Below are 21,954 nucleotides of genomic sequence, written 5' to 3' on the forward strand. Positions count from 1 at the left end.
TCAGTTAGCAATTCACAGTTTTCAGTTAATACTGACAATATATTAAAGCCATCCTTTTTGGATGGCTTTTTTGCGTTTAAGGCTTTTAGTAATTAGCGACTTAATTTGCTATTTTTGATTAAAGACCATAAACCAAAACAAATGAAAAAAACACTTCTTTTTGCTGCCTGCATTACTGCAATGCTTGGCTGTAAGCAAAAAAACAGTTCTGATAATGGCGCAGAAAACAAAACTTTTGCGGCCCTTTGCGAACAATATTATCAGGATGGATTAAAAATAAACCCTTTAAGCGCCACCTACATCGGAGATGAGCGTTATAACGATCTTTTGGCCAACGATGGGTCGCAAGCCTATTTAAAAGAATTTAAAAGCTACAATCAGCGTTATCTGGATAGCTTGGGTAAATATGACCGCGAAAGCCTTGGCGCAAACGATAAATTATCTTACGACTACCTAAAAGACCAATTGGAAATTAATCTGGAAGGATTAAAGTATCATTCCGAATACCTGCCTTTCAACCAGATGTTTGCTTTACCCCTAACCATTGGTCAATTTGGTTCTGGAACGGGGATCCAGCCTTTTAAAACGGTGAAAAACTACGAAGACTGGCTAAAACGTGTTGATGCATTTGCGGTGTGGGCCGATACAGCCATTGGGAATTTCAAAAAAGGTGCAGCAGCAGGTATCGTATTGCCAAAAGCATTGGTGGTAAAAATGATTCCTCAGATGCAAAGCATGGTGGTAGCCAAACCTGAAGAAAGTTTGTTTTATGGCCCGGTTAAGTTAATGCCTAAAAGTTTTTCTGCCTCGGACAAAGAAAAATTGACAGCTGCCTACCGCAATTCGATCACCAATGTCATCATTCCTACTTATAAAAAATTAGGTGATTATCTGCAAAACGAATACCTGCCCAAAAGCCGTACAACTTCGGGCTATTCTGCTATGCCAGGTGGATTGGCCTGGTATACTTATCTGGTAAAACAACAAACTACTACCAATAAAACCCCTGAAGAAATTTATCAGACCGGTTTAAAAGAGGTTGCCCGCATTAAAGGCCAGATGGACAGCATCAAAAATCTGGTAGGTTTTAAAGGTGATTTAAAGGCCTTTTTCGAATATATGAAAACCGATAAAAAATTCATGCCCTACAAAACACCGCAGGAAGTGCTGGCTGCTTTTGAAAATATCCATCAACGCATGAAACCCAATCTGAAAAAGATGTTTGAGGTGGAACCTAAAATACCTTTCGAAATCCGTCAAACAGAGGCTTTCAGGGCTGCATCGGCCAGTGCAGAGTATAATCAGGGCTCGGCAGATGGTTCTCGTCCAGGCATTTTCTACGTGCCGATTTTGGATGCCAAAACATTCAATACCACATCGGGCATGGAATCGTTATTTCTTCATGAAGCTATCCCTGGTCACCATTACCAGATTTCTTTAACACAGGAGAACAAATCGCTGCCAAATTTCCGTCGTTTTGGCGGGCACAATGCTTATGTAGAAGGCTGGGCGCTTTATTGCGAATCACTAGGGAAAGAATTGGGTCTTTATCAGGATCCTTATCAACACATGGGGGCTCTGGGCGATGAAATGCACCGTGCCATCCGTTTGGTGGTTGATGTGGCCATTCATACCAAAAACATGAGCCGGGAAGAGGCCATTAAATATATGACGGATAACGAAGCCATCAGTACCGAAGGTGCCACGGCAGAAATTGAACGTTACATGGGCATACCTGCACAGGCCTTAGGTTATAAAACAGGCGCTATGAAAATACGTGAATTAAGAACTAAATACGAAAAAGAGCTGGGACCGAAATTTAAACTTGCGGCTTTTCATACCGCAGTGTTAAAAGACGGATCTTTCCCTTTATCGGTTTTTGAAGCCAAAATGGATGCCTGGGCTGCAAGCCAGAAGTAAGATCTATTTTGTCATTCTGAATGCATGAAAAACCCTTTAATTTGTTTTCCCGCAGATACCGCAAAAAACGCAGATAAAATACATAGGTCTGTGTTAATGTTCTTAAATCTGTGGGAAAACATTCATAAAAGACCATTTACTTTTCTCCAGATAGATTCAGATATGTTTGAAGAATTAAAATTAACAAGCAATCCTAGCTTTAAGCCTGAAAGCTTGAGATATGTGAGCACTTGCTTATGATGTACCGGAGCAACTGTTTCTACAGATTTGATTTCAATAATCACCAAATCATTTATCAATAAGTCTATGCGATAGCCTGTATCTAATATTATGTCTTCAAAAAATATTGGTAATTGTACTTGTTGTTTAACTTTTAAGCCCTTTTCAGTTAAAACATAAGATAGCACAGTTTCGTAAGCAGATCCTAATAAACCAGGACCTAGTGCATTGTAAACTGTAAATATTGAACCCCTAATCAGATAGGAGATATCGTTCTCATCCATAATATCAAAATTTAATGGCATTCTTAAATCAGGATGATTAATTAAAAATACATAATTATCAAAATTATAACTTTGGTTTATGCACAAGTGGAACCGCTCTGTGCTGATCTTCTTAAATCTGCGGGATAATTTAAAAAAGCTATTCATTCAAATCCCGAAACCCTTTTCCAATTCCTTTGTTAATTATTAAAACACCCAAATCATGGACAAAGAAAAATTGATACAAGAAGCTTACCTGGTTGCGCACAAGATAGAAGAGAATGGCAACTTCCCTAATAACCCTACTTTGCCGTTAATGATATACAAAGGTACATTCAGGCTGCATCCAGATGATACCGAAGAGGTGATCAGAAAGGTTTTTGCGCAGAATGGTTATACCAATTCGTGGGTTGATGGTATTTTTGATTATCACCATTACCATAGCAATACACATGAAGTAATGGGCGTGTTCTGCGGCAAGGCTGATGTACAGTTTGGAGGAGAACATGGTGTTTGTGTTGAGCTGGATAAAGGTGACGTGATCATCATTCCGGCAGGTGTAGCCCATAAAAAATTAAACTCCAGCGACGACTTTACGGTAGTTGGTGCTTATCCAAATGGTGCAGAATATAATATGAAATATGGCAGGGCAGAAGAGCGTCCGGAAGCGGATGAAGACATTGCCAAGGTAAAAAATCCCGATAGCGATCCTGTTTATGGGAGCAAAGGCCATTTATTTGAGTGCTGGTACAATCAAAAATGCGAAAATGTGTAAAACTCTTTCGTTTTAACCGTCTAAAATTCTTTAATTTTCGGGTTTTAAATACACTATCCCTGATATAAATGAATTTTCGATATATATGTTCAGCACTAGCCCTCTCTGCAACTTTACTAACCGCATGTTCAGGCAAAAAAGCTGAAGAAAAAAAGGCTGCTGAAAAAAAGATCCGCACTAAAGAAGACGATAAAGCCGACAGCCTTTTATTAGTTTATAATCCACAAAAAGGCGACAAATGGATTGCTGATTTTGTTGACAACCTGCATAAAAAATATGGTTTTAACGGAAATATGTTGGTGGCCAAGGATGGTAAAATTCTTTATGAAAAAGCCATTGGCTGGGCCGATTACCTGCACCGCGATAGCTTAACCATCAACTCTGAGTTTGAACTGGCTTCAATTACCAAAACATTTACCGGCACAGCCATTATGCAATTGGTAGAAGCAGGAAAACTCTCATTAAACGACAACGTAAAAAAGTTTTTCCCCAATTTCCCTTATGAAGATATAACGGTTAAGTTATTGCTTTCGCACCGCAGTGGTATGATGAATTACGTGTACTTTATCGACGATATCTGGCGTAAAGAAAAACGTAATATGAAAAAAGGGGTAACCAACCAGGAAGTAATGGATGTGATTGCCGAACGTAAGCCCAATCCTTATACCAAACCTGATAACCGTTTCCATTACAATAACTCAAACTTTATGGTTTTGGGTGCGATTATAGAAAAAGTAACCGGACAGCGTTATTCGCAGTATATGATGGAGCATGTTTTTAAACCGGCAGGATTAAAGCATACCCATGTATATAGCACCACCGAATACGAAAAAATCCCGGTTGATGTGGTTGGTCACGACCGTACCTGGCGTTATTCTGTGGCACAGAACTTTTTGGATGGCCCGGTTGGTGATAAGGGAATTTACAGTACCGTACACGATTTAGTGCTGTTCGATAAATACTTAAAAAATGGCAGGTTATTGACCCAAAAAAGCCTCGATTCTGCCTATACTGGTCACAATAAGCCTGTAAATGGACACTTTAACTACGGTTATGGCTGGAGGATGTTCGATGGCGAAAAAATGGATAAAGTGGTGTACCATACGGGCTGGTGGCATGGTTTCCGCCATATTTATGTAAGAGATCTAAACAAAAACATTGTTATTGTGTTTTTAGGCAACCTGACCAACGGAAGTTTAATGCATCTCGACGATCTTTATAAACACTTCGACATGCCGATTATCCGCAAGGGGGCATACCATGGCAACGGCAGTTTGCCAGGTTCAGACGAAGATTAAATTTATGGCAAAAACAAAATGGATTATCGGACCGGGTACATTAACCATCTATCCTAAAAGAAATTTAAGGATAGTTGGGCTTATATTTTTTATACTGGTTGCAGCATTTATTTTCTATTTATCAAAATCAGTACAAGGTTATTCTGCTGGCCTTACCTTAGGATATTATGGCTTCCTATTATTAATTCCCTTACTACTGATTTTAATAGCCGAAACTAAGGTTATTTTTGATGGCAACAGCAGGGTTTTATATAAAAAGATTGCGTTTTTGCCAACGGGATCAATTCCTTTTGAAGATATTGCTTCCGTTGAACCATACGAAATACTCGGAAGTGGTTTTAATTACAAACTGTTTAAAAAAAGCAACAGGCATGGAAGAGGCTTACTTGTTTCTTCCGGATATGGTAAAGCTAATGATGCCAATCTGATTGCTTATCAGCAAGAGGTATTGCCAAAAATTGATGAGCTGGTATTCGCCAATGCACCTGTAATCCCTAAACAGACCATATACGATTTTAGGTTTTTTAAAGAAGAGGGAGGTATTTACCAGTTGCGGGATAATAAGATAGGAAGTTTTATTGTTGGCTTGATTTTGATCGGTGCTACTGTTGCGATATTGTTTAGTCCGGATTTTTTGGCAAATGAAGGATCTGTTCAAAAAATACTCCTAACCTATTTTCCAGCGGCAATTGGCTTAGCACTTCTTTTTGCAGCAACTTCGAACATCCGTTTTGATAAAAGCCAAAGAAAAATTATCCGTTCTACTTTTGCTGGTCGTTTTAAAAAAGAATATCCATTTGATGACCTGATCCGCTTTCAGGTTATCCGCAAAACAACCAATCTTATTTATTCGGGTACCGAAGTTAGGGCAGAGATTTTTTTACCTGCCAAAAACAAAACAACCATTTTAAACCTTAAAAGCTTTATAGGCACTAAAAAAATTGAACGCTTTCTTGATGAAGCCAATACTATTTTAGGCCGGATTTAGTTTTACTATAAAACAAAACTGTTATGTTCGATAAATTATTTGCGGCTCAGCAAAAAGCCGAAGAAATTAAAAAACGCCTTGATACCATATCTGTATATGGCGAAGTTGAAAATGGTGCAATAAAAATTACAGCTACAGCAAACAAGGCCATTACCGGAGTTGCTATCGATGAAGAATTTTTAAAAGGCGCCGATAAAGAAGAACTGGAAGAATTATTATTAACCGCGATTAACAAAGCCATGGCAAGTGCCGAGCAGGTTAGTGCTGCCGAAATGCAGGCCTCTGCGCAGGATATGCTGGGTGGCTTAGGCGGTATGTTTGGGCAATAATATCGTTAAAATCAATCTTGCTACTTAGATCTACATACTTGATACTATAATCATGAAATACACCTATTATGGCCAATCTTGTTTCTTACTCGAAACTTCTGGCAAAAAATTATTATTCGATCCATTTATATCACACAATCCATTAGCTAAAGATGTAGATATTAAGGCGATTGAAGCTGATTACATTTTAGTGAGCCATGGTCATGGCGACCACGTAGCTGATTTGGTTGAATTGGCTAAACAAACCCAGGCAACCGTTATTGCAATGCCGGAAATTACCGATTGGGCTTCAAAACAAGGCGTAGAAAAAGTACACGGAATGAATTTCGGCAAATTTACCTTCGATTGGGGAACGGTACGTATGGTACCAGCAACACATTCTTCGGGTTTACCTGATGGAAGTTATGGTGGCAATCCAGCTGGTTTTGTTTTAGAAGTTGATGGTAAACAGATTTATTTTGCGGGTGATACCGGTTTAACCATCGAAATGAAGGTTTTGGCTGATATTTATAATCTTGATTATGCTATTTTACCTATCGGTGGAAATTATACCATGGATGTAGATGATGCCTTAATTGCGACAAAATACTTTGATTGCGATAAAGTGATCGGTGTGCATTACAATACCTTCCCGGTAATTGAAATTGATACCAAAGCCGCCGTTGATAAATTTGAACGCGAAAAGAAAACCTTGTTGTTGCCAGCAATCGGCGAAACAATAAACTTATAATTCCAGTCGAATCCGCAGCGTAAGCGGTCGCGGTTGCAAGCAACAATAATAAAGGAGGGCCAATTGGCCCTTCTTTATTGCTAACATACAATTAGGGCTTAACAGTTACCTGCTAAAGTCCTAATAAAAACTGTTTCCTGCCTTGAAGGTGTTAAAACGATGGCAGCATCATTACTGTAGTAAAACAAATGATATTTACCTATAATTTTAACAAAAGGCTTAAATTACTGCTTAATAACGCTAAAATTCATCATTAATCTACTAAAACTATAAATACAGACAGATTAAATTGATAGAAATTGAAGCAGTGTTTAATTATGCATTAAAAGTATTTGCAGGAGATAAACATTTTTTTTTGAGGAAGGTTTTAAAGGAGTCAGGTGTGGGAATAAAACAATAAAGCCTTCAGATTTTATCCAAAGGCTTAACATTTTAGTGGTCCCGACGAGAATCGAACTCATATCTAAAGTTTAGGAAACTTCTATTCTATCCGTTGAACTACGGGACCATTTTATTTTGATGCGCAAATATAACAAAAGTTTCGTCTCAAGAGAATTCATTTTAACATGCATTAATGGTTTACCATTGGAGGATTAAATCTGTTTTATTTAGTGAACGCTACCTTTTAAGGGCATACGAAAAAACTGTACTACTCACCATAATAAATCTTATTAATAGCTTCATCTTTGCCTTATCAATTTATTAAGAACATGAAATTAGCAAATAACAAAATCCTGATCACAGGCGGCGCAAGTGGCATAGGCTTCGGGCTGGCCGAAAGATTTATAAAAGAAAATAATACGGTGATCATCTGTGGCCGACGTGAATCGGCATTACAAGAGGCAAAAGAAAAATTACCTTCTGTGATCACAAAGGTGTGCGACCTGTCAGATGAAAAAAGCAGAATTGAGCTGTACAATTGGATTGCTGAAAATCACAGTGATTTAAACGTACTGGTAAACAATGCAGGTATCCAAAACTGGATGAACATTGGTGATGATGATTTTTACGAAAAAGTAAATGACGAAATTACCACCAATGTTTTAGCGCCACTGCACTTAACAAAACTGTTTAGCAACCTGGATGCACTGGATACGGTTATTAATGTAACCTCAGGACTGGCATTTGTACCTTTATCTACTATACCTGTTTATTGTGGCACTAAAGCATTTATGCGTTCTTTTACGCTTTCTTTACGCCATAGCCTAAAAGATTCGAAAATAGAGGTGATTGAAATGATTCCGCCAGCCTTAAACACTGATTTGGGTGGAAAAGGGATCCATGATGCACATCCTCCTGTGAGTGAGTTTGTAGCCTCGGTATTTGAACAGATGAAGGAAGGTAAAACAGAACTGACCTTCGGGACAAGCGGCGACCGGGCAAAAGCAAATAATGATACGATAAGCGAATATTTTAAGCGGATGAATCCTTAATTCAGCTTCTATGCAAAGAAAAAGCCATTTGATCAGTCGACCAAATGGCTTTTTTTAATTTAGATTGATCCTGTTACCGGATTACGCTACCTTCCTGAAACTTCTCTACAGGAGCCACAAAAGTGAGTTTTCCTTCGGCGTTTTCGGCCATCAGGATCATGCCCTGCGATAAAATTCCTTTGATTTCGCGTGGAGCAAGATTTACGATCATGCTTACCTGTTTACCAACAATATCTTCAGGTTTGTAATATTCGGCGATACCGGAAACCACTGTTCTTTCGTCAACACCAGTATTTACCGTTAATTTTAAAAGCTTTTTTGTTTTCTCTACCTTTTCAGCAGCAACAATGGTCGCTACACGGATGTCCATGGCAGAAAAATCATCAAACTGGATATTCTCTTTTGCCGGAACAGCAACTGCTGTACTTGCCGCATTGCTTGCTTTGCTCTGGTTTAATTTCTCAATCTGGAAATCAATTTCAGCATCTTCTATTTTTTCGAATAAAAGAACAGCCTCACCAATCTCATGACCACGTTTTAACAAGCTAACAGTACCTGCATTTTCCCAGTCGTGCCCACCGTTTTTAAGCATTTTCATTAGTTTTTCAGCAGTAAATGGCAAGAAAGGCTCAATCAGGATCTGAATATTGGCTGCGATTTGAAGCGCAATATGCAAAATCGTCCTCACACGGTCCTCGTCGGTTTTAATCAGTTTCCATGGTTCAGTTTCGGCCAGGTACTTATTACCTAAACGCGCAACATTCATTACTTCTGATAAGGCCTCCCTAAATCGGTAATTTTCGATAGAAGCAGAGATTTTAGCAGGATAATCAGCCAGTTCATCAATAACCGCCTGATCTACGTCAGTAATTCCCATGCAGGTAGGCACGGTGCCACCAAAATATTTATGTGTAAGTACCACTACCCGGTTTACGAAGTTACCCAGAATGGCGACCAATTCATTATTATTTCTGGCCTGAAAATCTTTCCAGGTAAAGTCATTATCTTTGGTTTCGGGAGCGGTTGCTGTTAATACATAACGCAAAACATCCTGTTTACCTTCAAATTCCCTTAAATACTCATTCAGCCAAACAGCCCAGTTTTTAGAAGTTGATATTTTTTGACCTTCCAAATTCAGGAATTCATTGGCAGGTACATTATCGGCTAAAGTATATTCGCCATGTGCCATTAACATCGCAGGAAAAATAATACAGTGGAAAACGATGTTATCTTTACCAATAAAGTGCACTAACTTGGTTTCATCACTTTTCCAATATTCTTCCCAACCACATTTATCGTTTTCGTAGCTGCTGATGTAATATTCTTCAGCCTTTGGATTCCAAACGTCGAGTTTTGCATAGTTACAAAGTTCTTTGGTAGCAGAAATATAGCCAATTGGTGCATCAAACCACACATAAAGCACTTTACCTTCTGCATCGCGAAGGGGAACACGTACGCCCCAATCCAAATCCCTGGTCATTGCCCTGGGTTGTAAACCAGCATTTAACCAGCTTTGGCATTGGCCATAAACATTCGGGCGCCATTCTTTATGGCTTTCGATATAAGTACGTAAACGGTCTTCGTATTTATCAAGCGGTAAAAACCAGTTCTTGGTTTCTTTTAAAATCGGCTTATCGCCCGATAGGGTAGATTTTGGATTGATTAAATCGGTAGCATTAAGTGTAGAACCGCAGTTTTCGCACTGATCGCCATAAGCATTTTCATTACCGCATTTTGGGCAGGTACCCGTGATGTAACGGTCGGCCAAAAATTGCTTTGCTGTGGCATCGTAATATTGCTCAGTAATTTCTTCCGTAAAAACACCTTTTTCATAAAGCGTTTCGAAAAAATCGGCCGCTGTTTGATGGTGGGTTTGCGAAGAGGTACGGTGATAAATATCAAAAGAAACCCCAAATTCCTTAAAAGAATCACCAATAATTTTGTGGTACTTATCTACAACTTCCTGTGGGGTAATTCCCTCCCTTTTGGCCTTTAAAGTAATTGGAACTCCGTTTTCGTCAGATCCGCAGATGAATTTCACATCGCGTTTGTTCGATCTTAGGTAACGGGCATAAATATCTGCAGGAATGTAAACACCGGCAAGGTGCCCAATATGAACCGGTCCATTGGTATATGGAAGCGCTGCAGTTACGGTATATCTTTTTATTTTACTATTATCCAAAACAATTTTTATTAATTTGGCAAAGATAAGTGTTTTGAAGATGATTAAGCAGCCCCCGTATTTAAAAAAAGGAGATAAAATTGCCCTCGTTTGTCCGGCAAAAAAATTACCCAAACCGATAGACCATGCCATTGAAATATTGAAAGGATGGGGTTTAGAGGTTATTTTAGGTAATAGTGTATACGCAAGCCACCACCAGTTTGCCGGAAGCGACAATTTAAGAACAAAAGATATTCAACGTTTTTTGGATGATCCGTCTATCAAAGCCATTATTTCTGGCCGTGGAGGTTATGGTACCATCCGTATCATTGATGAACTTGATTTTACGGAATTCGACAAAAACCCGAAATGGTTTGTGGGTTTCAGCGATATTACGGTATTACTTTCACACCTGATTGCACAAAGCCATACACAGTGTCTCCATGCCCAAATGCCCTACACCTTTGATGAATCCACTCCCGAAGCTCTAAATTCTTTACAGAAGGCTTTATTTGGCGAAAAACAGGAGTATAATTACCAAAGTACATTTACAAATAAAACAGGAGAAACCAGTGGGATTTTAATCGGCGGTAACCTCACTTTATTGGCCATGATGCAAGGCTCAGTTTCGGAAATGGATTTTACAGATAAAATTCTTTTTCTGGAGGATGTTGGTGAACACGAATACAGCATCGACCGGATGTTAAGGATGCTAAAAAGGGCAGATAAACTCTCGAAATTAAAAGGCTTGATTATAGGTGCTTTTAATGAGATAGCAGAAGAAAAGATTTCATTCGGGCAAACAGCTGACGAGGTAATCTGGGACATTGTTAAGGAATATGACTATCCGGTTTGCTTTAATTTCCCTACAGGGCATATCGAAAACAACCTATGCATGATTTTAGGTGCTGAGGTAGCATTACATGTAGAAACCAATAACGTTCAATTTAAATATTTATAAGATGGCGATTTTAGATAATTTAGGAAAATACCGCAATACAGGTTTGTTACTTCTACGCATAGGTATAGGGGTGATGTTTATCATTCACGGCTTCCCTAAGCTGGCTGGCGGACCGAATGGCTGGACAAACTTAGGCGGAAGTATGAAAGTAATCGGAATAGATTTTTTACCGATATTTTGGGGCTTTATGGCCGCAGCTACAGAAACTTTTGGCGGTTTTCTTCTGATTGTAGGTCTGTTTTTCAGACCTGCCCTGATTTTGTTGATCTTCACCATGATTATTGCGGCTTTAGTGCATTTTGGCAAAGGAGATGGATTAGGCGGCGCCAGTCATGCAATAGAATTAGGCATTGTATTTTTCGGTTTGATTTTTATTGGCCCGGGGAAGTATAGCGTGGATAAAAAGTAAACTTAATTGTTCCCAATAAAAAAGAAGGGCCTGGAAAATTTCCAAGCCCTTTTTTTATCAATCTATCCGGTAATGTTAATGGTAAAAAAGCGTTTTACCGTCTGTCCATTGCCGAGGGTAGCCGTAACTGTTAAAACAACCGCTCCACTTGTACCAGAGGTAGGAAGTGGAGCATCAGCCACACCACGTAAATCTTTTACCAGTTTAGTAAAGGTATAAGAACCGCCACTTACTGTCGCTGTGCCCAGATTGTTAATAACCGTACCTGTTGGCGTAGTAAATGAAAGTGTTTTTACATCTCCACTATAAGTAACTACAATATTTACAGTTCCTGTTCCTTTTATGGTAGGAGTAGCTGCGGCATAACTTGAATATGTACCCGATACCGTGTTTAAATTACCATCAAAAGTAATGGTAGCGGCTGTATCAAGTGTTTCAGGTTGCTTTGGATCTTTTTTGCATGAGGCAAGGCCTAAAATTGATGCAAATAATATGATTAAAATTCTTTTCATAGTTATAATTATTTATCCCAGAATACAGATTTTACAAATACTGAAGGTCGGGCTGGTGTGTTAGGATTGTAGCTTCTTTCGTTAAATGAATAGGGCAATATGCGCGGAATAGCTGTTGCAGGAGATACTGGTGATAATGCAGGAAAGCCTGTTCTTCTCCAGTCCGTCCACGGCTCTATGGCAACCCCAAAGTTAGATACAAATTTTTCCTCAATAATTTTTTGTAGCGCATTACCGGTAAGCAAAGTTCCATTTGTTGAAGCCAGATAAGTGGCTAAACCGGCAGTTACTGCTGCACCTTCTGTTGTTGGATCAGAAAACTCTATAGCAGCTGAAAAGGATGCTGTTATACCGGCTTTATAATAGGTATCTGCCGTGGTTAAATCATTTCCTCCGTTTGTTCTGGCAAAATATTCAGCTAAAATCTGATTTTGCTCAGCAAAAGTTAACATTCTTATTGGTGCTTCGCCAGAATATGCACCTGCTGAAAGCTTTCCTCTAAGGTAAGTGCTCATGCGCGAAAAGGAAGTACTTACTACTATATCACCATTTCCATTAGTGGCTCCAACATACGTAGCTCCCAGTAAGGTAAAAAATGAATTTCTCCTGCTATCGCTCTTTGCATTCATGATATCAACCAAAGTTTTACTCGGAAAAAACTGGTTTGGTCTTGATCCCTCAAATTGGTGAATAGGATTGGTTTGATTGGCAGAAGTTAAAAACCGCATTTGAAAATTGTCGGTATTCGCCCTTAACAGTTTATTGGCAGCCAATATAGCAGTTATACCCGTTTTAGCTCTAGTTGCATCTGCAGCCGTTCCATTGGTAGAAAAGTAGTGGATATACATTCTCAACTTTAAAGCATTTCCAAAACGTTCCCATTTATCCATATCACCGCCATAAAAAAGGTCATCGGTTGTAGGGGCCAATAAAGATGCTTTTTTGATATCTGCAATGCCCTCATCAATTAAACCAAATACATTATCATATATGGCTGAAGATCCATCAAACTTAGGTTTTAAATTTGCCTCATAGCCAATAGCTTCTGTATAAGGCAGATCTCCAAACGCATCAACATGGGTTTGATAAACATACGCTTTTACTAATTCTGCAACACCTGCATATTTTGGACTTGTTGCTTTGGTTTTTTCGATTACCTTTTGCAAATCGGCCAAAGTACCTGCAAAAGTTGCCGCCCAGGTGTTATTGATATCACCTTCACCTATGGCATATTTATCATATTGTGTGGGTTGGGCTGCACCACCGCCCTGTGCAGCAAACTGCTGCGCCCATAACGCAGTAAAACGGTGTATATCAGAACCCATTGTAAAGCCAAGATTACCTTGCGCTGCAGGTAAAACTAAACTTGCGTCTGGATCTTTTAATCGCGTAGGATCATCATTAATGTCTACAAATTTCTTGCACGAGCTCAGTCCTGTCATGGCCAATGCCAATCCAAAAACTATTTTCTTTATATTAATTTTCATATTTAAACTCTCCTAATACTAAAATGATAATTTTAAAAATCCACCATAGGTTCTTGTTTGAGGCTGGCCGTTATACTCAATCCCCTGTCCGTTACCCACACCCAAAAGGTTATTCTCCGGATCTAAGTGAGGGAAATTAGGCGCATACATCAAAAGGTTTCTTCCTGTTAAACCAACATTAATCCCTTTTATAAAGCTTAGTTTGTTTAATAATTTGCTCGGGATGCGATAAGATAATGTCGCTTCACGTAACCTGATCCAGGAACCGTCGAAAACCGCATACTCCTGAGCTGCTGAAGAATACAAATCACTATAATATTGTTCGGCCGTAATTAAAGTATTGTTTGGCGAACCATCGGCATATACTGCATTATGCACATATAAACGATCTCTGTTGCCTGTTTCTGCAGCAACACCATATCTTCTTAAATCGGTAATTGTTCTCGAATAAATATCGCCACCGTAACGTATATCGGCAAATAAACTTAATGATAAACCTTTATAAGAGAAGGTTGTATTTACACCGCCCGTCCATTTTGGGTTTGGATCGCCAATCGGCTGTAATTCTGCAGTATTGATCTGACCAGAGCTCAACCTACCGTTTGCATCCACAACATCCTTACCATTAAGTTTTTTAAATACCTGGCCAAATAACGTTCCGTATTGGTATCCGGTAACGATACGGCCTTGTGGATTGGTAAAACCACCGTTACCAATAAAAGGCACTCCCGGTGCAAGCTCTACCACCTCATTTCTTCCTTTGGTAAAGTTTACAGATAAATCCCAGTTAAAGTCTGTGGTTTTTACCGGTGTTCCACTGATTAACAATTCAATACCATGGGCTTTTAAAGTTCCGGCATTTAGCAGGGTACTGGTAAAGCCTGAAGACGGCGCACTGGGAACAGAAAATATAATGTCGGTGCTTTTTGTGCTATAATAAGCAACATCAATACTTAACCTGTCTTTTAAAAACTTAGCCTCTAAACCAACTTCTCTTGAAGCTGTAAATTCGGGCTTGATATTAATGTTACCTGCTGCATTTGAAAAAGTTTGACCATTTACTCCATTAAATGGAAAGATCAGATTTGGGCCGAAACCATCAGAAGGACCCACAGTACCAAAATAGGTACCCGTACTGTAAACTGGCGCTTCTCTACCCACTTTCGCATAGTTGGCCCTGATTTTCAAATAAGTTAAAATATCATTTTGTTTTAACTGTGGGAAAGCCTCTGTAGCAATGAAACTGGCATCTACTTTAGGGTAAAAATAACTTCTTTTATCAGGAGCAAAAGTTGAAGAAACATCTCTACGACCTGTAAATGACAGGTATGCAAAAGATTTATAATCTAAACTAATATCGGCATATACCCCTACCAAACTTTGTTCTGTTATAGCTTGAGCCGGAACGTAAGTTAAGGTATTAGAAATATTGTAATTATGAGCGGCCTGGATACCATTACCAGTAACCTGTAGCTGATCTAATCTTCTATAATTAATCTCGTTACCCAATAAAAATCTGGCGCCGAAATCTTTTAAAAACCTTTTGTTAGCCACCAAATTGAAATACGAACTTACCTCACGTCTATTGGTGGTGTTATCGATAATGGAGCCGGATCTACTGGCAGACTGATTATTGTTTGCCGATTTTTCGTTGATTGTTTTAGAAACATTGGTGTATTGATCAATCCCGATTTTGTAATTGGCACTTAACCAATCAGCTATTTTATAATCTAAACCAACATTACCAATGGCTCGATCTATTTTTTGTTTAAATAAAACATATTTAATTGACCATAGTGGGTTATCTGTACCCAAAACATTATAATAAGTATAACCTGGATTGTTAACACGGTTGCTTGGTATATTATTTAAGCCTGCTGCCGTTTCAAATGGATAATTTGCAAGATTATAGGTCCTTGGTAAAGTCATCCCATCGAATAATGGATTAGACCTTGCATTACCGGTAGGAGTACCCACAGAATTATTATGAATGTACTGAATGGAAGAACTAATGGTTAAGTTTTTGCTCAATTGTGTACTGGCATTAACGGTAAAGTTATTTTTTGCTAAAGTGTTATTATCAATATATCCACTTTCTTTAAAATTTCCATAATTAAAGTAGTACGCTGTTTTTTCAGTACCGCCAGAAAAAGTAACGTTATTCTGCAGGTTATAACCTCCTTTAAATATATCCTTAACATTATCCGGATAAGCTGTCAGGGTTTCTGGATTACCAAGGTAATTGGTAACCGTTTGCCCTGTTATTTTCGCTCCCCACGACATTTGCGAAAAAGAATCATATAATCCATTGGCACCCTGAGAATATTGATTCTGATAATCAGGTAAACGGTTAACTTCTATATAATTGTAATTACTGCTTAATTCTACTCTTCCGGCCTGCCCTTTACTTCCTTTTTTAGTGGTTACAATTACTGCCCCGGCAACAGCTCTGGAGCCATAGAGTACGGCTGCAGCTGGTCCCTTCAAAATCGTTACCGACTCTATATCATCCTGATTTAAGTCAATACCCCTGTTCGAACTTGTACTTCCTGTATTTACAGATTGGGCTCCACCACCATTATCAATTGGAATACCATCTAATACCCATAACGGTTGGTTCGATCCGGTAAAGGTTGTGGCCTGCCTAATATTGATGTTTGATGATGCACCTGTTGCGCCACCGGTTGAAAGAATTTTTACACCCGCTACTTTACCCGCCAAGGCATTTACCACATTGGTAGAGCGGCCTGCCGTTAAATCGCTATTTTTAACTGTTGTAGCAGCATAACCTAAAGATTTGGCTTCTCTTTTTTGGCCCAATGCTGTTACCACAACTTCTGATAGTGACTTTGAATCAACTTCTAGAGAAACATTGATTACGCTTCCCCGAATGGCGACCTCCTGTGTGGAATACCCAACAGAAGAAAAAATCAAATTTTTTGCATCTGTACTTACTTTAATTGAAAATTTACCTGTTGCATTGGTAGAAACACCAGAACTGGATATTCCTTTGATTTTAACACTTACACCAGGAAGCGGCATTCCGTCTTCCGAGCCCGTAACTGTCCCAGTGATTGTTCTTTCTTGCGCTATTGCTGAGGTGGCAATAAATAGCAATATGAACAAACTTTGTAGAAGTTTTTTCATAAAAAAATAGTTTAGTTTAGTTAATAATAGTACAATATAAGACTTAGTATTTTGTAATACAAATTTTACAAAATAAAAATTTATACTATTTTTAAAAAGGCCTTAAAACTTGAAATAAACTGATAATCAGCGGTTAATTATAGGATCAAGCAAGTGCCGGCAACAGGCCAAAGGGTTAAAATTTAGCTTAAATAAGCTGATTTCAGAAAAAGAGTACATAAAAAAAGAGGCTATCTTTTCAGATAGCCTCAGCAATATTATTTTAGTTAAAAGTTATTAACTTCTGAGTTCGTATTAATTTCTGCAAGCGGTATTGCGAAAGTGTAACGATCATCCGAAACAGGAACAGTTGTACCTATACCAAAAGAAGGAAGAGGAGTGGCTTTTCTGGCCAGATCGTTATACCTAAACCCTTCAGCCAGCAACTCAATCCGTCTTTCTTTCAGAATTGCATTTACCAGATCAGTTGGGGTTGCAAAAGCACCAAATACATAAGCAGCATCAGAACGTGTACGCACTGCCTGTAGGATAGCTCTCGAACGCACTAAATTACCACCCGTAACTAAAGCTTCTGCCTCAGCAACATTAAGCAATACTTCTGCATAGCGAATAATTGGAACAAAATCTATAAACGGTGAAGTGCCTGAGAATTTAGTTACCCTGCGTACCGTACTGGTAGAAGACAGCGCTACGTTACCTGTTAAACTGGATTTCCTCGCATCAGTTGCAGGCCAAGCAGCGTCGGCGTATATACCAGCACCTGTTTGGTTTAGAAAATATTCTACGTTACTGTTATAGTAATACCCAAGCTGATTCTGTGTTCCGGGTGCATTGGTATCTGCCATTGGTAAAGAGAAAATCGATTCAGAAGTAGTATAAGGAGCAGCAAAAACATTAGCAACATTGGCCTGTAAAGCATGGGGCGTTCTTGCTGCGTTAATAAACGGCGCAACTTGCGGAACCAGTTTATTTCCTTCTTCAATTACTTTTGCATAGTTGCCCATAGCCAGATAAACACGCGTTTTTAATGCGATGGCTGTGTTTTTATGCGCCCTGGTTGTGTTAGCCAAAGCAGAACCCTGTCCATCAGGTAAACCAGCTTCTGCATCATCCAGATCTTTGATGATCTGCGCATACACCGCTGCAACGGTACTACTTTTTAATGCATTATTGGCTAGTGAAGTTTCGGGTTGCAAACGCAATGGCAAACCACGTGAGCTGCCGTTATTCTGTACATAAGGTTTAGCAAAAATCTGTATTAAAGAAAAATAGCTTAATGCCCTGATAAATTTAGCCTCACCAATATAGTTGGCGTTTAAAGCAGGGGTTAAAACAGTTGAGTTGGTTTCTATCCCTTTTAAAAAGAGATTTACCCTGTTTATGGTTAAATAACCCTGCGACCAGAAACTGGCAATATAGGTGTTGGTAGAGTTATTGGTACCACCATAAACATCATAACCGGTAACATTATTACTTAACCTGTTCGTAAATTCCTCGGCCCTGATATCGTTGTAAATCTCGTACCTGCCACCCAGTAACGAACCGGATTTAAGTGATACATATAAACCATTTACCTGTCCTAAAATCCTTGTTGGATTAGCAAATGCGTCCTGATCGGGAAGGGTCAATTCTGGTGCTGCCACCAAAAAATCTTTTTTACAAGAAGATACCAAGCCTATTAATGGCAGTGCTGTTACCGCCAATGTAGCAACCTTCAGTTTGTATGAATTGATATGAAAAATTTTCATGTTGATTTGTAGTTAAATTATAATCCTAAACTAATTCCGAATGTAAAAGATCTTCCCTGAGGAATACTATTACGCTCGACACCGCTTGCAAGGTTTGAGTTACCATTGGTAGATATCTCTGGGTCGACACCTGTATAACCTGTAATAATAAAGGCATTGTTTACAGAGGCATAAACCCTTGCACCACTGATACCGGTTTTACCAAACACAGATTTTGGAATTTTATATCCCAGGGTTGCCGCCTGTAAACGCAGGAAGTCTCCTTTTTCAACATTGGCATCAATAGGGAATGATGATCCATTGGAAACGTTATCCCCATAAACCACTCTTGGAATATTGGTTACCTGACCAGGAGTAGTCCAGGCATTTAAGATCTCTGTTGAGTTATTCCAGAAACGTTGATCCAATAATCCTGCGCGTGAACCATTATAGATATAATTACCGCCCGAGTAAGTAAACATGATGTTTAAATCGAAGTTTTTATAAGCAAAGGTATTGTTAAATCCACCGTACCATTTAGGTAAAGTTCCTCCGATTACCTGAGCATCACCTGCTGGCGAAGAAGCCGGCGTACCATCAAGATACGTCCATGCATTTGCGCCCCCAAGGTGTAAGTATTGCACTTCACGGCCTGCCGCATTAATGAAAATCCTACGTCCGTTAGCCGGGTTAACACCATTTGTTTTAACAGCATAAATACTTCCGATCGGTTGTCCAACAGTGGTAATACTTGCCGATTCTAATGTACTGGTTGTACCAATAATCTGTTTTACATTAGGATCTAACGCAGTTACCTCATTTTTAATCGTGGTAAAGTTTAGGTTAGTAGTCCAGGTAAAGTTTGTTGTTTTAACAGGAACACCTGATATAGCAAACTCAAATCCTTTGTTATACATCGAGCCCACGTTGGCAAGAATACTTCCGCCAGGGATACCTTTAGATGGCGCCTGAGGAACATCTAAAATTAAGTTATTGATATCTTTATGAAAGTAGTCAGCCTCAAAAGTAAGTCTGTCTTTCAGGAAGCCAATATTTAAACCGATATCGGTCTGGTTACTGGTTTCCCATTTCAAATCCTTGTTTCCAGCCTGTCCATACAACCAGGCAAAAGGAATAGCACCATATAAAGCTGGGCTGTAAGTAGTATATTCGTTGTACGAACCTACGTTTGCATTCCCAACTCTACCATAACTTGCACGGATACGTAAATTGCTGATTGTATTTGCTAAAGATGAATTTTTGAAGAAATCTTCCTGAGAGATAGACCATCCAATTGATCCGCCACCAAAATTACCCCATTTGTTTTCTTGTGCTAAACCAGAATTACCATCTCTTCTAAAATTACCACTTAAGAAATATTTACCCTTGTAGTTATAACTTACACTTGCCAAATAAGCTTCGAAAGAAATTTGGTTAATGCTGTTTCCCCCAGGAACATTGGTTACATAAGTACCTTGAAACTGATCGAAGAAAGTAGGATCGCCTAAGCCTTGACGGATAGCTCCCCAGTTTACTGTTCTTGTTTTTTGAACATCCGAACCTAAGGTTAAATTTAAATTATGGTCGCCACCAAAAGTTTTGTTATACTGTACAGTGTTGATCCAGTTCCAGTTGTTACGTCGCGCAGTATTATTGTATGCATAACCCGTATAAGTAAAACCATCTCCAGATAAAGGATTCCAGAACTGAATATTTTCGGTATTACTTCTATCCCAGGAGTAGTTTGATCTAAAAGTTAATCCATCTACAATTTTGAAAGTTGCACCCAAATTGGTTAAAAAACGGGTATTTTCTGATGTGTTCAAGTCTTTTTCTACTAATACGGTTGGGTGTGCCCATGTTCCTGCAATAAGGTTGGCATTATTACCTATGTACTGACCGCTTAGATTATAGCTACCATCTGGTTTATATACCGAAACGTTTGGTGCAGCAGCAACAGCAATACGGCCCAAACCAGAAGATGAAAATGCTGAACCAGGAGCAGATCCACTTTGTGGAGATTTATTGAAACTGTTGTTATAATTCAGGTTTAAATTTAATTCTAACCATTCTGTTGCCTTGTGCGTTAAATTGGCACGTGCTGAGTTTCTTTGGAAAGAGTTTGCTTTTAAGAAACCGTCCTGATCAGAAATACCGCCAGAAATGTAATAAGTCGTTTTGGCTGTTCCCCCGCTTATGGTTACGTTATGGTTTTGCGAATAAGCCGTTCTATAAACCTCATCATACCATTTAGTATCTACCAGTGAACCATCTGCATTGTAGCTCGGGAAAAAACTCAAGCCGTTAGCGTCTCTTTGAGCAGCAGTAAGTGCATTCGGATTGATCCCCAATGCGTTTTTAACTGCAGCATTTTTCGAATCGATGTATTGTTGGGCATTTAATACTTCAGGCAAACGAACGGCATTGTTTACGCCCACCCAACCATCATAAGTTACTTTGGCATCGCCCGTTTTTCCTTTTTTAGTGGTGATTACCAATACACCTGCCGCAGCTCTAGAACCATATAATGCAGTTGAAGCCGCATCTTTTAAGATATCGATTGATTCGATATCCGCAGGGTTAATATCACCCAATGGGTTATTTGCTGCAGAGTTGGCTGAAGCGTCACCAGTAGGAAAGGGGATACCATCAACGATGACCAAAGGGAAAGAGCTCAACGAAATTGAACTTACTCCCCTTACACGGATAACCGGAGGATTGTTTAACAAACCATTTGGCTGAATAATACTCACACCGCCAGCCTGACCTGTTAAACCCTGTACAAAACTTTGTACCGGTTTATCTTTTAAATCATCACCCTTAACGCTGGAAGCCGATCCTGTAAAATCTTTTTTCTTGGTTACGCCATAACCAGTTACTACCACATCTGTTAATGTTTTAGAGTCGCTCTCTAAAGCCACATTGATCACCGATCCACCCCCAATTGCTCTTGATTGAGTAGTGAAACCGATGTAAGAAAATTCTAATGTTGTTGCTCTTGATGTTACACGGACAGTGTATTTACCATCTGCACCAGTTGTGGTTCCTCCTGTTGCGCCTTTAATTTTAACACTTACACCAGGAAGCGGCATTCCGTCTTCCTTACCCGTAACTGTACCAGTGATTGTTCTTTCTTGCGCTATTGCCGATGAGGCAATAAACAGCAATATGAACAAACTTTGTAGAAGTTTTTTCATAAAAAAATTTAGTTTAGTTTAGTTAATAATCGTGCATTGGTTGTGTATTCTTCAATACAAATTCAACAATAAAAACTGCACCTATTTTTATTGCGGTTGTTTAATGATTAATGATTGGGATATTTGAGTGAATGAATAGGATGATTTACTTTAATTTTTTTAAATGCGCCGATGGTGGTTCTTAAGTCGCATCTTCAATTTGAACGCTTATTACGGGGGATCTTTGTAGCCTTCTCTGGCCACATCAGTGCTTTTGATTGTTCTTTCCTGTGCTATTGCTCCGGTTGCAATGAACAACAATGAGAACAAACTCTGGGCGAGTTGTTTCATAAATAATTAGTTTAGTTTCCGTTTAACAACCCAATATATGATTTAGAAAAACGTCATGCAAATTTTAC

The 21,954-nt window shown here is 39.0% G+C and carries 16 protein-coding genes and 1 tRNA gene; 9 read left to right on the top strand and 8 right to left on the bottom strand.

The features are described 5' to 3' along the window. Nucleotides 1–141 precede the first annotated feature (141 nt). Nucleotides 142–1,920: a DUF885 domain-containing protein gene (locus tag H9L23_RS21660; RefSeq protein WP_187592275.1), complete on the top strand. Its 1,779-nt coding sequence runs from the start codon at nucleotides 142–144 to the stop codon at nucleotides 1,918–1,920. A gap of 122 nt (nucleotides 1,921–2,042) precedes the next feature. Here the strand turns inward: H9L23_RS21660 and H9L23_RS21665 are convergent, their stop codons facing one another. Then, complete coding sequence (locus H9L23_RS21665; protein ID WP_187592276.1) at nucleotides 2,043–2,423, bottom strand: GxxExxY protein; 381 nt, start codon at nucleotides 2,421–2,423, stop codon at nucleotides 2,043–2,045. Nucleotides 2,424–2,625: 202 nt separating this feature from the next. Between H9L23_RS21665 and H9L23_RS21670 the strand changes: the two genes are divergently transcribed. The 5 genes from H9L23_RS21670 to H9L23_RS21690 all read left to right on the top strand — a co-directional run bounded on the left by H9L23_RS21670 (nucleotide 2,626) and on the right by H9L23_RS21690 (nucleotide 6,522). Further along, on the top strand, nucleotides 2,626–3,177 hold the full coding sequence (locus tag H9L23_RS21670) for a cupin domain-containing protein (protein ID WP_029985317.1): 552 nt from the start codon (nucleotides 2,626–2,628) through the stop codon (nucleotides 3,175–3,177). A 68-nt stretch (nucleotides 3,178–3,245) separates the two neighbouring features. Further along, complete coding sequence (locus H9L23_RS21675) at nucleotides 3,246–4,475, top strand: serine hydrolase domain-containing protein (RefSeq protein WP_187592277.1); 1,230 nt, start codon at nucleotides 3,246–3,248, stop codon at nucleotides 4,473–4,475. Between the two features lie 4 nt (nucleotides 4,476–4,479). Then, complete coding sequence (locus H9L23_RS21680) at nucleotides 4,480–5,463, top strand: hypothetical protein (RefSeq protein WP_187592278.1); 984 nt, start codon at nucleotides 4,480–4,482, stop codon at nucleotides 5,461–5,463. A 23-nt stretch (nucleotides 5,464–5,486) separates the two neighbouring features. Beyond that, nucleotides 5,487–5,792: a YbaB/EbfC family nucleoid-associated protein gene (locus H9L23_RS21685; protein WP_090497846.1), complete on the top strand. Its 306-nt coding sequence runs from the start codon at nucleotides 5,487–5,489 to the stop codon at nucleotides 5,790–5,792. A 52-nt stretch (nucleotides 5,793–5,844) separates the two neighbouring features. Further along, nucleotides 5,845–6,522: a metal-dependent hydrolase gene (locus H9L23_RS21690; RefSeq protein WP_187592279.1), complete on the top strand. Its 678-nt coding sequence runs from the start codon at nucleotides 5,845–5,847 to the stop codon at nucleotides 6,520–6,522. 436 nt (nucleotides 6,523–6,958) lie between these two features. Here H9L23_RS21690 and H9L23_RS21695 read toward each other — a convergent pair. Continuing rightward, a tRNA-Arg gene (locus H9L23_RS21695) sits at nucleotides 6,959–7,030 on the bottom strand. A 202-nt stretch (nucleotides 7,031–7,232) separates the two neighbouring features. On the opposite strand from H9L23_RS21695, the gene H9L23_RS21700 reads away from it, so the two are divergent. Beyond that, nucleotides 7,233–7,955: an SDR family oxidoreductase gene (locus H9L23_RS21700; protein WP_187592280.1), complete on the top strand. Its 723-nt coding sequence runs from the start codon at nucleotides 7,233–7,235 to the stop codon at nucleotides 7,953–7,955. A 73-nt stretch (nucleotides 7,956–8,028) separates the two neighbouring features. On the opposite strand, the gene metG is transcribed toward H9L23_RS21700, so the two are convergent. After that, a complete protein-coding gene (gene metG, locus H9L23_RS21705) occupies nucleotides 8,029–10,137 on the bottom strand; it encodes a methionine--tRNA ligase (protein WP_187592281.1) in 2,109 nt (702 codons plus the stop codon). A 40-nt stretch (nucleotides 10,138–10,177) separates the two neighbouring features. Here metG and H9L23_RS21710 point away from each other — a divergent pair, with 40 nt between their 5' ends. Further along, nucleotides 10,178–11,077 carry a S66 peptidase family protein gene (locus tag H9L23_RS21710; protein WP_187592282.1) on the top strand — a complete coding sequence of 300 codons (900 nt, stop codon included), beginning with the start codon at nucleotides 10,178–10,180 and terminating at the stop codon, nucleotides 11,075–11,077. A gap of 1 nt (nucleotide 11,078) precedes the next feature. Beyond that, the gene (locus H9L23_RS21715; protein WP_187592283.1) at nucleotides 11,079–11,486 is read left to right on the top strand and encodes a DoxX family protein; all 408 of its coding nucleotides are present in this window, start codon (nucleotides 11,079–11,081) and stop codon (nucleotides 11,484–11,486) included. A 62-nt stretch (nucleotides 11,487–11,548) separates the two neighbouring features. Here the strand turns inward: H9L23_RS21715 and H9L23_RS21720 are convergent, their stop codons facing one another. From H9L23_RS21720 to H9L23_RS21740, 5 genes are all read right to left on the bottom strand, one after another. After that, nucleotides 11,549–11,998 carry a hypothetical protein gene (locus H9L23_RS21720; protein WP_187592284.1) on the bottom strand — a complete coding sequence of 150 codons (450 nt, stop codon included), beginning with the start codon at nucleotides 11,996–11,998 and terminating at the stop codon, nucleotides 11,549–11,551. Between the two features lie 8 nt (nucleotides 11,999–12,006). Then, nucleotides 12,007–13,485, bottom strand: coding sequence for a SusD/RagB family nutrient-binding outer membrane lipoprotein (locus H9L23_RS21725; protein WP_187592285.1), 1,479 nt, complete (start codon nucleotides 13,483–13,485; stop codon nucleotides 12,007–12,009). A gap of 18 nt (nucleotides 13,486–13,503) precedes the next feature. Further along, nucleotides 13,504–16,632 carry a SusC/RagA family TonB-linked outer membrane protein gene (locus H9L23_RS21730; RefSeq protein WP_187592286.1) on the bottom strand — a complete coding sequence of 1,043 codons (3,129 nt, stop codon included), beginning with the start codon at nucleotides 16,630–16,632 and terminating at the stop codon, nucleotides 13,504–13,506. A gap of 266 nt (nucleotides 16,633–16,898) precedes the next feature. After that, nucleotides 16,899–18,380 (bottom strand): RagB/SusD family nutrient uptake outer membrane protein, encoded by a 1,482-nt coding sequence (locus H9L23_RS21735; protein ID WP_187592287.1) that lies wholly within the window; start codon nucleotides 18,378–18,380, stop codon nucleotides 16,899–16,901. 17 nt (nucleotides 18,381–18,397) lie between these two features. Continuing rightward, nucleotides 18,398–21,556, bottom strand: a complete 3,159-nt coding sequence (locus tag H9L23_RS21740; protein WP_187592288.1) for a SusC/RagA family TonB-linked outer membrane protein — start codon at nucleotides 21,554–21,556, stop codon at nucleotides 18,398–18,400. Between the last annotated feature and the right edge of the window lie 398 nt (nucleotides 21,557–21,954).

Origin of the sequence: Pedobacter roseus (assembly GCF_014395225.1) — a bacterium.
GTDB lineage: Bacteria > Bacteroidota > Bacteroidia > Sphingobacteriales > Sphingobacteriaceae > Pedobacter > Pedobacter roseus.

Excerpts from the sequence above, each read along its gene's own strand:
- H9L23_RS21660 (WP_187592275.1), top strand. The coding sequence starts at position 142 with ATGAAAAAAACACTTCTTTTTGCTGCCTGCATTACTGCAATGCTTGGC.
- H9L23_RS21665 (WP_187592276.1), bottom strand. The coding sequence starts at position 2,423 with ATGGATGAGAACGATATCTCCTATCTGATTAGGGGTTCAATATTTACA.
- H9L23_RS21670 (WP_029985317.1), top strand. The coding sequence starts at position 2,626 with ATGGACAAAGAAAAATTGATACAAGAAGCTTACCTGGTTGCGCACAAG.
- H9L23_RS21675 (WP_187592277.1), top strand. The coding sequence starts at position 3,246 with ATGAATTTTCGATATATATGTTCAGCACTAGCCCTCTCTGCAACTTTA.
- H9L23_RS21680 (WP_187592278.1), top strand. The coding sequence starts at position 4,480 with ATGGCAAAAACAAAATGGATTATCGGACCGGGTACATTAACCATCTAT.
- H9L23_RS21685 (WP_090497846.1), top strand. The coding sequence starts at position 5,487 with ATGTTCGATAAATTATTTGCGGCTCAGCAAAAAGCCGAAGAAATTAAA.
- H9L23_RS21690 (WP_187592279.1), top strand. The coding sequence starts at position 5,845 with ATGAAATACACCTATTATGGCCAATCTTGTTTCTTACTCGAAACTTCT.
- H9L23_RS21700 (WP_187592280.1), top strand. The coding sequence starts at position 7,233 with ATGAAATTAGCAAATAACAAAATCCTGATCACAGGCGGCGCAAGTGGC.
- H9L23_RS21710 (WP_187592282.1), top strand. The coding sequence starts at position 10,178 with ATGATTAAGCAGCCCCCGTATTTAAAAAAAGGAGATAAAATTGCCCTC.
- H9L23_RS21715 (WP_187592283.1), top strand. The coding sequence starts at position 11,079 with ATGGCGATTTTAGATAATTTAGGAAAATACCGCAATACAGGTTTGTTA.
- H9L23_RS21720 (WP_187592284.1), bottom strand. The coding sequence starts at position 11,998 with ATGAAAAGAATTTTAATCATATTATTTGCATCAATTTTAGGCCTTGCC.
- H9L23_RS21725 (WP_187592285.1), bottom strand. The coding sequence starts at position 13,485 with ATGAAAATTAATATAAAGAAAATAGTTTTTGGATTGGCATTGGCCATG.
- H9L23_RS21730 (WP_187592286.1), bottom strand. The coding sequence starts at position 16,632 with ATGAAAAAACTTCTACAAAGTTTGTTCATATTGCTATTTATTGCCACC.
- H9L23_RS21735 (WP_187592287.1), bottom strand. The coding sequence starts at position 18,380 with ATGAAAATTTTTCATATCAATTCATACAAACTGAAGGTTGCTACATTG.
- H9L23_RS21740 (WP_187592288.1), bottom strand. The coding sequence starts at position 21,556 with ATGAAAAAACTTCTACAAAGTTTGTTCATATTGCTGTTTATTGCCTCA.